General features: G+C 73.0%; 9 protein-coding genes, 1 pseudogene and 1 riboswitch. Of the genes and pseudogenes, 7 read left to right on the top strand and 3 right to left on the bottom strand.

Features of this window, described 5'->3' with window-relative positions:
- The first annotated feature begins 38 nt into the window (after positions 1–38).
- Positions 39–1325 carry an MFS transporter gene (locus ABZ449_RS33375; protein ID WP_360353609.1) on the top strand — a complete coding sequence of 429 codons (1287 nt, stop codon included), beginning with the start codon at positions 39–41 and terminating at the stop codon, positions 1323–1325.
- 100 nt (positions 1326–1425) lie between these two features.
- Positions 1426–1950 (top strand): HAD domain-containing protein, encoded by a 525-nt coding sequence (locus ABZ449_RS33370; RefSeq protein ID WP_360353607.1) that lies wholly within the window; start codon positions 1426–1428, stop codon positions 1948–1950.
- Here the strand turns inward: ABZ449_RS33370 and ABZ449_RS33365 are convergent.
- Entirely contained in the window at positions 1928–2716 is a 789-nt protein-coding gene (locus ABZ449_RS33365) for a CPBP family intramembrane glutamic endopeptidase (RefSeq protein ID WP_360353605.1), read from the bottom strand. The two genes, ABZ449_RS33370 and ABZ449_RS33365, sit on opposite strands and share 23 nt — an antisense overlap.
- 138 nt (positions 2717–2854) lie before the next feature.
- A complete protein-coding gene (locus ABZ449_RS33360; RefSeq protein ID WP_360353644.1) occupies positions 2855–4357 on the bottom strand; it encodes a glutamate--cysteine ligase in 1503 nt (500 codons plus the stop codon).
- Positions 4358–4733: 376 nt separating this feature from the next.
- Between ABZ449_RS33360 and ABZ449_RS33355 the strand changes: the two genes are divergently transcribed.
- Positions 4734–5306, top strand: coding sequence for a hypothetical protein (locus tag ABZ449_RS33355; RefSeq protein ID WP_360353603.1), 573 nt, complete (start codon positions 4734–4736; stop codon positions 5304–5306).
- Between the two features lie 468 nt (positions 5307–5774).
- Positions 5775–5966: a DUF5999 family protein gene (locus ABZ449_RS33350; protein WP_030256473.1), complete on the top strand. Its 192-nt coding sequence runs from the start codon at positions 5775–5777 to the stop codon at positions 5964–5966.
- A gap of 124 nt (positions 5967–6090) precedes the next feature.
- Here ABZ449_RS33350 and gcvP read toward each other — a convergent pair whose 3' ends face one another.
- Positions 6091–8991, bottom strand: a complete 2901-nt coding sequence (gcvP, locus tag ABZ449_RS33345; protein WP_360353601.1) for an aminomethyl-transferring glycine dehydrogenase — start codon at positions 8989–8991, stop codon at positions 6091–6093.
- A gap of 238 nt (positions 8992–9229) precedes the next feature.
- A riboswitch (glycine riboswitch) is annotated at positions 9230–9333 on the bottom strand.
- A gap of 238 nt (positions 9334–9571) precedes the next feature.
- Between gcvP and ABZ449_RS33340 the strand changes: the two are divergent.
- From ABZ449_RS33340 to ABZ449_RS33330, 3 genes and pseudogenes are all read left to right on the top strand, one after another.
- A pseudogene (locus tag ABZ449_RS33340) lies at positions 9572–9874 on the top strand (PRC-barrel domain-containing protein); the annotation flags it as partial.
- A 9-nt stretch (positions 9875–9883) separates the two neighbouring features.
- Positions 9884–10891 (top strand): YsnF/AvaK domain-containing protein, encoded by a 1008-nt coding sequence (locus ABZ449_RS33335; RefSeq protein ID WP_360353643.1) that lies wholly within the window; start codon positions 9884–9886, stop codon positions 10889–10891.
- Between the two features lie 190 nt (positions 10892–11081).
- The gene (locus tag ABZ449_RS33330) at positions 11082–12578 is read left to right on the top strand and encodes an MFS transporter (protein WP_360353599.1); all 1497 of its coding nucleotides are present in this window, start codon (positions 11082–11084) and stop codon (positions 12576–12578) included.
- Positions 12579–12654 lie beyond the last annotated feature (76 nt).

Genomic DNA, 12654 nt, shown 5'->3' with positions numbered 1-12654 from the left:
CGATGGACACCCGTACGACCCCACGGCATAGTCGCCGGGTGCCGACCCCGCTCCCGACCCCGCTCCCGACCCCGACCCCGCGCCGCTTCGCCTGGGCGAGCCGCAACTTCCGCGTCCAGACCGCCGCCACCGTGATCAGCGGCCTCGGCAACGCCGGCGCCCCCATCGCGACCGCCTTCGCCGTACTCGGCACCGGCGGCACCACCACCGAGGTCGGCTACGTCACCGCCGCCCGGCTGGTGCCCACCGTGCTGCTCCTGGTGATCGGCGGCACCCTCGCCGACCGGCTGCCGCGCCACCTGATCATGGTCGCCGCCAACGTGTTCAGCGGGCTCTCCCAGGCCGTCCTGGCCGCGCTGGTGCTGACCGGGGACGTCCGGCTCTGGCAGATGCTGGCGCTCTCCGCGGCCGGCGGGGCCGGCTACGCCCTCTACACCCCCGCCTCCGGCGGCATGATCATGCAGGCCGTCCCGCAGGAGCACGCCGCCCGTGCCTTCGCGGTCTTCCGGATGGGCCTCAACGCCTCCCAGATCGGCGGTGCCGCCCTCGGCGGCGCCCTCACCGCCGCCGTCGGCCCCGGCTGGGTGCTCGCGGTGGACGCCCTGTGCTTCCTGGTCGCCGCCGCCCTCCGCTTCTTCCTGGAGCCGGACCGGGGCCCCGCGCCCACCGGCGGCAGCATGCTGCGCGACCTGCGCGAGGGCTGGCGGGAGTTCGCCTCCCGCCGCTGGCTCCGGGTGATCGTGCTCCAGTTCTCCGTGCTGGTCGCCTGCGTCAACGCGGTGGAGTCGGTCTACGGGCCGACGGCCGCCAAGGAGCGGCTCGGCGGCGCCGGCGCCTGGGGCCTGGCGATGTCCGCCTACGGCGTCGGCCTGGTGGCCACCGGCGTGCTGATGACCCGCTGGCGGCCCCGCCGGATCCTGCTGGCCGGCAACTGGGGGGTCTTCCTGTTCGGCCTGCCCGCCGTGGCCCTCGCCGCCGAGGTGCCGCTGCCGCTGCTGGTCGTCGCGATGTTCCTGTCCGGCGTCGGCGTCACCGTCTTCGGCGTCAACTGGATGGTCGCGCTCCAGCAGGAGATACCCGAGGAGATGTTCTCCCGGGTCACCGCGTACGACGAACTCGGCTCCTACTCCCTGGCCCCGGTCGGCACCGCGCTGGCCGGCCCCGCCGCCGTGACGCTCGGCCTGTCCGGCGCGCTCTGGGCGTGCGCCGTCGCCTGTCTGGTGCTCAGCGCGGTGGTCCTGCTGGATCCGCAGGTGCGCCGGCTGAGCCGTCGGAGCACGACGGACGCACCGGTGCCCGTCAGCGAGCCCGCGCCCACCCCCTGAGCGCCCCGTGCGCCCCGCGTGCGCCCACCCGTGAGCAACCGGAGGTGTGCGAGGGTCGTCCGAACAGTCGGGAAACACCACCGTATCCGAGAGGCCACCGGTGCCGAAGCCACTGCTGTTCCTGGACGTCGACGGCGTCCTGAACCCGGTCCGCCCGCACCCGGACTCCGGGTTCGACGCCCACACCCTGTTCGGCTACACCGTCCTGCTGTCCGCCCGGCACGGCGCCTGGCTGCGCGAGCTCGCCGGAACGTACGACCTCGTGTGGGCGACCACCTGGGAGGAGCACGCCAACACCCACATCGCCCCGGCGATCGGGCTGGACCCGCTCCCCGTGGTCACCTTCACCGGCTACGTCCCGCAGCCCGGTGACCCGCGCGTCCCGCTGATGGAGCTGCTCTCCGCCGCCAAGTGGGCCCCGCTGCTGCGCTACGCCGAGGGCCGGCCGTTCGCCTGGGTGGACGACGTCATCCCGCCGCGGCTGGTCCGCCGCGCCCTGTGGCGCCGGGACCGCCTGCTGCTGCCCGTCGACCCCGGCCAGGGCCTGGAACGCCGGCACGTCGAGCGACTGCTCGCCCGTCCGCCGCGCACCCACGTCCCGCTCAAGGGGTCGGCAGCCAGCTGACGTGCCCGGCCAGCAGCGCGTACCCGACGAAGGCCACCGTGTCGATCAGCGCGTGCGCCACCACCAGCGGCATCACCCGCCCCCAGCGCCGGTACAGCAGGCAGAACACCACGCCCATCACCATGTTGCCGACCAGCCCGCCGACCCCCTGGTACAGGTGGTACGAGCCGCGCAGCACCGAACTCGCCACCACCGCCGCCGGCCACGACCACCCCAGCTGCCCCAGCCGGCGCAGCAGGTAGCCGAGGACGACGACCTCCTCCAGGATGGCGTTCTGCCAGGCCGACAGCACCAGCACCGGTACCCGCCACCACACGTCCGGCAGCCCGGACGGCGCCACCGTCAGGTTGTACCCGGCCGCCTGCGACGCCAGGTAGAGCGCCAGCCCCGACCCGCCGATCGCGGCCGCGACGGCGGCGCCCCGCCCCAGGTCGCGCAGCTTCTGCCCGAGGTCGAAGCCCAGCACCCGCGGCGCGACCCCCTCGCGCACCAGCAGGTAGCCGACCAGCGCCACCGGCATCAGTCCGCGCCCGATGTAGTACAGCTGCCAGGTGAGGTCCAGCCAGGGCCGCCCGGGCGCCCGCGAGCCGTTCAGCGTGGCGACCTGCTGGCCCAGCTTGAGCGGTTCGGTGAGCGAGCCGGCGAAGCTGATCAGCGCGCCGATCCCGCTGGCCCCGAGGGAGAGGCCGAGGACGATCAGCAGCTCCGCGCCGAACAGCCGACGGATGGGCTTCGCCGTCTCCGGCGCGGTCGGGACGGTGGTCACGGGGGCTCCAGCGGACGGGCGGTCGCTCCGGCCGTCGGCCGACCGCCGGAGCGATCATCCTGACACAACCGCCGATCAGCCCCGGCGGGGAGGCCGGTCCCCCGCGGCCGGCCCCGGCGGGGAGGCCGGTCCCCGCGGTCAGCCCACCGGCCAGGTGTGCACCGGCTCGCCGCCGCGCATCAGCTCGGCGTAGCGCCTGGTCATCGCCGCGAGCGCGGCCGGCCGGTCCATCCCGTACTGCTCGCGCAGCCGGTGGAAGGTCGCGACCTGCCAGGACGCGCCGTTGGTGCGGCGCAGGCAGCGCTGCTCGATGATGCCCAGGTAGCGGTCCCGGTCGGCGGGCTCCACGCCCCACTCGTCGAGGCCCTGGTGGGCCATCGGGAGCAGCTCGTTCAGCACCAGGTCGACGGCGGACACGGTCTGCAGCCCGCCGCGCCCGGCCCGCCCGGAACGCGGCCACTGGAACACCGCGTCGATGCCGTACCGGGCGCCCTGCTGGAAGTTCTCGTCCGCCCGCTCGAACGGCAGCCTGGTCCAGATCGGCCGGGGCTGCTCGGCGAGCACCCGCACCAGCCCGTAGTAGAAGGCGGCGTTGGCCAGCGTGTCGGCCACCGTCGGCCCGGCCGGCAGTGCCCGGTTCTCCACCCGCAGGTGCGCCACCCCGCCCGCGATGTCGTACACCGGGCGGTTCCAGCGGTAGATGGTCCCGTTGTGCAGCCTCATCTCGGCGAGCCTGGGCGCGCCGCCGGAGGACAGCACCTTCAGCGGGTCCTCGTCGTCGCAGATCGGCAGCAGCGCGGGGAAGTACCGCAGGTTCTCCTCGAACAGGTCGTACGCCGAGTCCACCCAGCGCTCGCCGAACCAGGTGATCGGGCGCACGCCCTGCGCCTTGAGCTCCGCCGTACGGGTGTCACAGGCCTGCTGGAAGAGCACCGGACGGGTCTCCCGCCACAGCTCCCGCCCGAACAAAAACGGCGAGTTGGCGCCGAGCGCGAGCTGCGGCCCGCAGATCGCCTGGGCCGCGTTCCACACCGAGGAGAACCGCTCCGGGGTCACCTGGAGGTGCAGCTGGAGCGAGGTGGCGGCGGCCTCGGCCACCATGGTGATGGACTCCAGCTGGAGGTGCTCGACCCCCTCGATGTCCAGCGCGATGTCCTCCCCGCGGGCGGCCAGGATCTGGTCGCTGAGCAGGCTGTACCGCTGGTTGTGGCTCATCGCGTCCAGCCCGGTGTGGGCGTGCTCCAGGGTCGGCAGGATGCCCACCATGACGATCCGGGCGCCCGCCTCGGCCGCCCGCCGGTCGGCGTAGCGCAGCCCGGTGTCGATCTCCTCGCGCAGCTCCTCGAAGACGTGGCCGCAGAGCCGGTGCGGCGTGATGTTGACCTCGATGTTGAAGCGGCCCAGTTCGGTCTGGAAGTCGCTGGAGCCGATCGCACTCAGCACCTGCGCGTTGTTCATGGCCGGCAGGCCCTGCTCGTCGGCCAGGTTGAGCTCGATCTCCAGGCCCATCACCGCCCGCGGCCGGTCGAAGCGGTCCTCCCGGAGCATCCGTCCGAGCGCTTCGAGACACGCGTGGAGCTTGCGCCGGTACAGCTGCCGGTCCGCCAGTTCCGCCCGAGTCGCCACGACCTTCTCGCCCACGGTCTCCTCCTCCAGAGCCACCCCGTCGAGCACCCGGTCGACCGACCGTGCAAGCATCATGCCCATCGCGAAGATCGATACCCGATCGCCCGGACTGGCTTGCATTGCAAGGCATCTGACGGAAAATCAGGCGAACTGCAGACTTGCCCGGCACCACAGCCTGTGATAAACAGATCACCCTGCGCGTCTGTTCGAATTGGTACAGCGCTCCGGCCGGTCCGCCTCGCCCCGAAGCCTCGTCGACGGCGACGACCGCGCCGGCACCGCGATCCTGCACAACCGGACACGGTCGGGCCCCGTCACCGAAGACGCGTCACCCGCCACGCCGGTATGCCGCACTCGCACGCCGATCTCGCTTGGAGAGGCGGACCCCGCCATGACTCTGCAAACCCCCCAGCCCCCGCCGAGCGCGCTGCGCGCCGTCCTGGGCGCGCTCGACTCGGAGACCGCGCTGCGCCAGCCCGCCGCCGCAGCGCTGCTTCATCCGACCGGCCCACTGCTCCCCGCCCACCCGCTCGCGGTGCACGTCCTGACCGGCGGGCGCCCGGAGCTCACGGCCGCCCGCCGCACCGGCTGGCGCTTCCTGATCAAGGACGGCACCGAGGTGGCCGCCGCCGCCGAGGTGGTGCAGAGCGCCGAGGGCCACACCTTCTCCCACTTCACCGCGGGCCCGTACCTCGACTCGACGGTCCGGGCGCTGCGCGAGGCCTGGCAGCTCGCCCAGTCCTCCCGGACCCGCCAGCAGCCCCGGCTGCTGACCTTCCCCGGCCAGTACGCGACGGCGCTGTGGCTGCACAGCCCCGACGCCGGCCCGGCCGCCGACCTGCTGATCCCGCTGGCCCCGGCCCCGCTCGGCGTCACCGCACACCGCGCCTGCCCGGCCGCCGAACTGCTGCCGCTGCTCGCCCGCGCCCCGCTCGCCAGGCCGCTGCTGCTCGGTTCCTCCTGACCCGCCGCCCCCTCGGGCCACCGGACCCACCCGCCCGGCGGCCCGAGGCCGCGCCCGCACGCCCTCGCACCCCGCGCACCCGCCCCAGTGGCTCCTCACCCACACGCCCGCGCACTCGCCCCAGCGACTCCTCATCCGAACGGCGACCACCCGATCGGGCCATCCGGCATGACCCCATCGGGCCATGCCCCGACTGACCCACTGGTGCACCCGTTCCCGTCGGCCCCACCTGAACGGGTGATCTCTGCCCGGGAGTTGTGGCGCATGTCACGAAATCCCTGGCGCGCGGGTCCCGGGATGCCGACACTGGGAACCAGCGTGGAAGGACCACCTGTCCTACCCACTTGAGCGCCGGTCCACACCTGGCCGGCGCGCGGACAGGATCCGACCACCGCGGCGGTTCCGGACGGTACGACCTCCGGCGACCGCACCACGGGGAGGATCGCAGAGCGAAGCGAGGGTACGCGTATGTGCCAGCACCGTCCTGAGTGCCCGTCGGCCGAGTCCGAGGACCGCGAGGCGGCCGTGTCGGTGGCCTGCCACCCGGAGCAGGGCTGGAGCCTGCTCTGCAACGGCGTCGTCCTGTTCGAGGACACCGGAGAGCTGCTGCCCGACGGCCGGGTGATCGCCCCGCGCCGACCCGTCGCCCACGCGGCCTGACCACCCGTCCGGCCGTACGGCGGGGGCAGCCGCCACTCGACAGCACAACGGGCAGGGCCCCGGCGGATGCTCCGCCGGGGCCCTGTCGTCCGGGCCGGACCTCCGAGGGTCCGGCCCGGTCCGGTCAGACGCCGAACTCGTCCAGCGGCGGGCAGGAGCAGATCAGGTTGCGGTCGCCGTACGCGCCGTCGATCCGGCTCACCGGCGGCCAGTACTTGTCCGCCGGGTTCACGCCCGCCGGGAAGACGGCCTCCTGGCGCGAGTAGCCGTGCTCCCAGTCGCCGGCCAGCGTGGCGGCGGTGTGCGGGGCGTTGCGCAGCGGGTTGTCGTCGGCCGCCCACTCACCCGAGCCGACCTTGTCGATCTCCGCCCGGATGGTGATCATCGCGTCGCAGAACCGGTCGATCTCGTGCAGGTCCTCGGACTCGGTCGGCTCGATCATCAGCGTGCCGGCCACCGGGAAGGACATCGTCGGCGCGTGGAAGCCGTAGTCGATCAGGCGCTTGGCGATGTCGTCCACCGTCACGCCCGTCTCCTTGGTCAGCGGACGCAGGTCGATGATGCACTCGTGCGCGACCAGCCCGCCCGGACCGGTGTAGAGCACCGGGAAGTGCGGCGCCAGGCGCTTGGCGATGTAGTTGGCGTTCAGCACCGCGACCTGGGTCGCGTGCTTGAGGCCCTCGCCGCCCATCAGCCGGACGTACGCCCAGGAGATCGGCAGGATGGCCGCCGAGCCCCACGGCGCGGCCGAGATCGGGCCCACGCCGGTGGCCGGGCCGGCCTCCGCCTGCAGCGGGTGGTTCGGCAGGTAGGGCGCCAGGTGGGCGCGCACCGCGACCGGGCCGACGCCCGGGCCGCCACCGCCGTGCGGGATGCAGAAGGTCTTGTGCAGGTTCAGGTGCGAGACGTCCGCGCCGAACTTGCCCGGCTTGGCCAGGCCGACCAGGGCGTTCAGGTTGGCGCCGTCCACGTACACCTGGCCGCCGGCCTCGTGCACCAGGGCGCAGATGTCGGTGATCTGGGTCTCGTACACGCCGTGGGTGGACGGGTAGGTGACCATCAGCACGGCGAGGTTGTCGCGGTGCTGCTCGATCTTGGCCTTCAGGTCCTCGACGTCCACGTCGCCGTCGACCAGGGTCTTCACCACGACCACGCGCATGCCGGCCATCACCGCGGAGGCCGCGTTGGTGCCGTGCGCCGAGGACGGGATCAGGCAGACGTCGCGCTGGGCGTCGCCGTTGGCGTGGTGGTAGGCGCGCACGGCCAGCAGGCCGGCGAACTCGCCCTGCGAGCCCGCGTTCGGCTGGATCGACACGGCGTCGTAGCCGGTCACCTCGACCAGCTGCTGCTCCAGCTGGCGGATCAGGGTCAGGAAGCCCTGGGCCTGGTCGATCGGGGCGAAGGGGTGCATCTGGCCGAACTCGGGCCAGGTCACCGCCTCCATCTCGGTGGTCGCGTTGAGCTTCATGGTGCAGGAGCCCAGCGGGATCATGCCGCGGTCCAGCGCGTAGTCCCGGTCCGACAGGCGGCGCAGGTAGCGCAGCATGGCGGTCTCCGAGCGGTGGCTGTGGAAGACCGGGTGGGTCAGGTACTCGTCCTCACGCAGCAGCGCGGCGGGCAGCGCGTCGGCGGCCTCGGCGACCTCGACGGCGGAGACGCCGAACGCGGCCCAGACACCGGCCAGGTGCTCGCGGGTGGTGGTCTCGTCGGTGGAGACGGAGATGCGGTCCGCGCCGTCCTGGTGGACGTTGATGCCGTTGGCACGGGCGGCGGCGGCGATCTCGGCGGCGCGGCCCGGGACGACGGCGGTGACGGTGTCGAAGAACTCGCCGTGCAGCAGCTCGACGCCGCCGGCCCGCAGGCCCTCGGCGAGGGCGGCGGCGTAGCGGTGGGTGCGGCGGGCGATGTCGGCCAGGCCGTCCGGGCCGTGGTAGACGGCGTACATCGAGGCCATCACGGCGAGCAGCACCTGGGCGGTGCAGATGTTGCTGGTGGCCTTCTCGCGGCGGATGTGCTGCTCGCGGGTCTGCAGCGCCAGGCGGTAGGCGCGGTTGCCGTCGGCGTCGATGGAGACGCCGACCAGGCGGCCGGGCAGCGAGCGGGCGTACTCGGCGCGCACCGACAGGTAGCCGGCGTGCGGGCCGCCGAAGCCCATCGGCACGCCGAAGCGCTGCGAGGTGCCGCAGGCGATGTCGGCGCCCAGCGAGCCCGGGGACTTGAGCAGGGTCAGCGCGAGCAGGTCGGCGGCGACGGCGACGATCGCGCCCAGGCCGTGCGCCTGCTCGATCACCGGGGCGAGGTCGCGGACGACGCCGGTGGCGCCCGGGTACTGGAGCAGCACGCCGAAGACGCCGCGCTCGGCGATCTCGGCCGGGATGCCCTCGGACAGGTCGGCGACGACGACCTCGACGCCGGTCGGCACGGCGCGGGTGTTGATCACCGCGACGGTCTGCGGCAGGGTCTCGGCGTCGACCAGGAAGACGCCGCCCTTGACCTTGGTGACGCGGCGGGCCAGCGCCATCGCCTCGGCGGCCGCGGTGCCCTCGTCCAGCAGCGAGGAGCCGGAGGTCGGCAGGCCGGTCAGGTCGGAGACCAGGGTCTGGAAGTTCAGCAGCGCCTCCAGGCGGCCCTGCGAGATCTCCGGCTGGTACGGGGTGTAGGCGGTGTACCAGGCCGGGTTCTCCATGACGTTGCGCAGGATCACCGGCGGGGTGAAGGTGCCGTAGTAGCCCAGGCCGATCATCGGCTGGAGCACCTGGTTGCGGTCGGCCAGCTCGCGCAGCTCGGCGAGGACCTGGGCCTCGGTCCGGCCCGCGGGCAGGTCCAGGGCGGTGATGGAGCGGATCGCCTCGGGCACGGCGGTGGCGGCGAGCTCGTCCAGCGAGCCGTAGCCGACGGACGCCAGCATCTTCTCCTGCGCGGCGGCGTCGGGGCCGATGTGGCGGTTCTCGAAGGGGCTGGCCAGCTCAAGCTCGGTGAGGGTCGAGGCGCCGGTGGGGCGTCCCGCGTTCGGCTGGGCGTTCATGGTGGTCGAGGCCTCCTGGTCACGGACCGGCGGGGGTACGCACGCCGACCGGCCTTCGCCGCTGCGGGCAGCGGACGAGCCTGGGCGGGCGGACCCGACAGGCCTCCCCCTCTGTCATCGGGACCTGAGAGCTTCACCCGCACGGGGCGCTGTGGGCGCTCCGCCGGCTTGCACCGTCGGTGAGGGTGGTGATCGCCGGCTCCCGTGCCGACGCTCCTGCCCTGCTTTCCAGAGTGACCTACCCCACACGGTACGGATGCCTGAGAGATTCCGGGGAGGAGTTGCTCCTTCGGCGCTCCGACCAGCGCTTTTCGCGGTCGGAGACTCTCCCGAGCGGGCTCTGCGGTCGCCGCCCAGGGTACCAGCGGGAGGCCGCCCGATCACGGGTGCATCAGGTCAGTTGAGGTCTACGCGTGAGGTCTACGCGCGTCCCCCGGACAGTCCAGCGCGAACCCCGTACGGCGCACCCGGGTCGCGCCCGTCCGATTCATGGCTTTTGGTGTGAAGTGGCGGACGGAATCGGGTGCTCCGGCCGCCTCCCTGCGGGAGTTCCGCAGGTTCAGCGCGCGGGAGGAAAGACGTGCAGACCGACATCGACCCCCGGGACCTCATCGGCCACAAGGCCGTCGACCGCAACGGAGACAAGATCGGCACGGTCGACGAGGTCTACCTGGACGATGCCACCGGCCGGCCCGAGTGGGCCGCGGTCCGGACGGGCATCTTCGGCCGGGACGCCTTCGTCCCACTGACCACGAGCGAGTTCGCCGGCGACGAGCTCCGGGTGCCGTACGACAAGTCGCTGGTGAAGGAGTCGCCGGACTTCGGCGTCGGCCAGCACCTGTCCCCCGCCCAGGAGCTCCAGCTCTACCGCTACTACGGGCTCGACACCCCGATGGACAGCCGCCCGAACGGCGAGAACGGGAGCCGGGCCAAGCAGCCCGACCTCGACTTCGGCACCACGGCGGCCGCCGCCGCCGCGACGACCGCGGCGTCCCCGGCCAAGTCGCTCACCTTCCACACGCCCGAGCGGGCCTCCGAGCGGGCCTCCGAACGTCCCACCGAGCGGGCCCCCGCTGCCGCCGCCCCCGCCGCCGCCATCCCCACCATCGCCGAAACCGCCAGGACCGCCCCGGAGGCCGACATGCGGACCCTCAGCACACCCGTCACACCCGTCACACCCGTCGGCTCCCCGCCGGCCGCGCACACCTCCGCCGCGCCGCCCGCCACCACCGCGCCCATCACCACCGCGCCCGCCGCCGCCGCCACCGCCCCCGCCGCCGCGCCCGTCGTGGAGCCGAAGCCGCAGCCCGCCCCCATGCCCGCCCCGGCGTCGACCGCCACGACCGCCCCCACCCACACCGGCGCCCCCTCGTCCGCCCCCAGCAGCCCGGTGGAGATCACCTGCCGGGAGGAGCGACTGGAGATCACCACCGAGTGGCACACCCTCGGCACGGCGAAGCTGCGCAAGTACGTGACGACCGAGCAGTTCGAGCGCCGCGTCCCGGTGGTCCGCGAACGCGTCCGGGTCGAGCGGACGCCGATCAGCGACGCCGAGCGCGCCACACTCAGCGAGAAGGAGATCGCCGAAGCCGTCGAGGAGGTCACGCTCCGCGAGGAGCGCCCGGTGGTCCGCAAGTACCTGGCCCCCATCGAGCGGGTCCGTCTGGTCGTCGAGCGGTACACGACCGAGGAGGTGATCCGGGAGGAACTCCGCCGCGAGAACGTCGAGGTCCACGACACCACCGCCGCCCAGCCCCAGCCCCAGCCCCCGGCCTCGACGCCGACCCCAGCCTCCCCCTTCTCCACCTCGACACCGGCCCCGACCACCCCCTCCCCCTTCTCCGCCTCCGCGCCGCCCTCCGCCTCGTCCCACCCCGCCGGCCTGCGGCCACTCGTCTGACAGCGGCGACAACACCCCGACACAAAGGGCCCCGGACACGTCCGGGGCCCTTGTCGTGCGCTCGACCAGCACTTGTCGCGCACCCGACCATTCGCCTTTGCCAAAGCTTAACCACTCGATATTTGACACTCTGAAGTATCTCCCTGCATGGTTACTTCAGTTCATTCACTATGTACGGGAGGAAGCAACCGTGAGTGAGGCACCACAGCCCACCACCGCGGCCGAGAAGCAGAGCAGCGCCCGGGTCCTGCCGGCCCTCATCCTGGCGATGCTGTCGTTCAGCGTGGTGCAGACCGCGGTCGTCCCGATCCTGCCCTCGCTGGCCAAGGAACTGAGCGTCTCCGCCTCCAGCATCACCTGGCTGATGACCGCCAACCTGCTCTCCGCAGCCGTGCTGACTCCCCTCCTGGGCCGCTTCGGCGACCTCCGGGGCCGCAAGCCGATGCTGCTGATCTCGCTGGCCGGCCTGGTCGCCGGTTCGGCGCTGGCGGTCAGCACCCACTCCTTCACCTGGCTGGTCGTCGCCCGTGTCCTCCAGGGCGCCGGCGGTGGCGTCCTGCCGCTGGCGATCAGCATCGTCCGTGACGAGCTGCCCAAGCAGAAGGTGACCGGCGGCGTCGCCGCCATCAGCGCCTCGATGGGCGTCGGCTCCGGCCTCGGCCTGGTCGCCACCGGCCTCCTGCTGGAGCACTGGGACTACAAGTCGATCTTCTGGATGGGCCTGGTCTTCGGCCTGATCGCGATCGCCCTGGTCGCCTTCCGCGTCCCGACCGACCCGGTCACCGACAAGGAGGGCGGCGCCGACCCGCTCGGCGCCCTCACCCTGGCCGGCTGGCTCTCCGCACTGCTGGTCGCGGTCAGCCAGGGCAACCACTGGGGCTGGACCTCCAACAAGACGCTCGGCCTGTTCGCCGTCGCCGCCGTGGTCGCCCTGGTCTGGGGGATCATCGAGACCAAGGTCGCGCACCCGCTGGTGGACATGAAGATGATGGCCCGTCCGGCCGTCGCCTTCACCAACGTGGCCGGCCTGCTCATCGGCTTCGGCATGTACGGCTCCTTCATGGTCATCAGCAACTTCGCCCAGACCCCGGAGAAGCTGACCCATTACGGCTTCACCGCCAGCGTGCTGCACGCCGGCCTCCTGCTGCTGCCGTCCGCCATCGGCTCGATGGTCGCCGCCCCGGTCGGCGCCCTGCTGATCGCCCGCCGCGGCCCGCGCCTGCCGCTGGTCCTCGGTGGCGTCCTCGGCGCCGTCGCGATGGCCTACCTGGCCGTGCGCCACGGGCAGGAGGGCGACATCTACACCGCCTCGGCGATCTTCGGTCTCGGCGTCGGCCTGGCCTTCGCCGCGATGCCGGCCTTCATCAACGGCGCCGTGCCGGTCGAGCAGAGCGGCATCGCCAACGGCATGAACTCCGTGCTGCGCACGGTCGGTGGCGCGATCGGCACCGCCGTCATGGCCGCCATCCTGACCGGCAACACCATGAAGCTGCCGCCGCAGATCCCGCTCTCCCTGCCCACCCTGGACGCCTACAAGCACGCGTTCTGGACCGCGGCCGTGGTCTGCGTCGTCGCCGGCGTCGTCCCGTTCCTGATCCGCGGCGGCACGGCGGCCGCCACCGCGACGGTCGCCGGCGGCTCGGCCCAGCAGGACTCCAGCCCCGCGCTGGTCAAGACCGACGCCTGACGAGGCGTCCGGCCCCCGCGCTCAGGGACAGGGCGCGGGGCCCCGGCCTCCGTACGTCGCGAGGGCATCACGAACG

It is taken from the genome of Kitasatospora sp. NPDC005856 (assembly GCF_040629945.1).
GTDB lineage: Bacteria > Actinomycetota > Actinomycetes > Streptomycetales > Streptomycetaceae > Kitasatospora.
Note: the sequence above shows the minus strand (reverse complement) of the source record. Positions and strands in the feature narration are given on the sequence as shown.

Coding starts and splice junctions, on each gene's coding strand:
- ABZ449_RS33355 (WP_360353603.1), top strand. CDS start 4,734: ATGACTCTGCAAACCCCCCAGCCCCCGCCGAGCGCGCTGCGCGCCGTC.
- ABZ449_RS33350 (WP_030256473.1), top strand. CDS start 5,775: ATGTGCCAGCACCGTCCTGAGTGCCCGTCGGCCGAGTCCGAGGACCGC.
- gcvP (WP_360353601.1), bottom strand. CDS start 8,991: ATGAACGCCCAGCCGAACGCGGGACGCCCCACCGGCGCCTCGACCCTC.
- ABZ449_RS33335 (WP_360353643.1), top strand. CDS start 9,884: ATGGACAGCCGCCCGAACGGCGAGAACGGGAGCCGGGCCAAGCAGCCC.